Below are 266 nucleotides of genomic sequence, written 5' to 3'. Positions count from 1 at the left end.
GGCGGCGGCGGTGTAGTCGCCGATGCCGGGAAGAGCCTTGAGTTCGGCCTCCGTATCGGGAAAGCGGCCGGCATGTTCGGTCGCGACGGTCTCGGCGCATTTCTTTAGATTGCGGGCGCGCGAATAATAGCCCAGCCCCGCCCACGCCTTCATCACATCGTCGGCACTGGCAGCGGCGAGGGCCTCGATTGCCGGCCAGGCATCGGTAAAGACTTCAAAATAGCGCTTGACCGCGCCGACGGTGGTCTGTTGAAGCATGACCTCCG

Annotated in this window: 1 pseudogene; it reads right to left on the bottom strand. The window is 63.9% G+C overall.

Annotated features, from left to right (window positions below):
• Window positions 1-258: pseudogene (locus E0702_RS17640) on the bottom strand (A/G-specific adenine glycosylase); the annotation flags it as partial.
• Between the last annotated feature and the right edge of the window lie 8 nt (window positions 259-266).

It is taken from the genome of Halomonas marinisediminis (genome assembly GCF_004347715.1).
GTDB classification, from domain to species: Bacteria; Pseudomonadota; Gammaproteobacteria; order Pseudomonadales; family Halomonadaceae; genus Halomonas; species Halomonas icarae.
The sequence above is the reverse complement of the archived record's forward strand: the minus strand, read 5'-3'. Positions and strand labels throughout refer to the sequence as shown.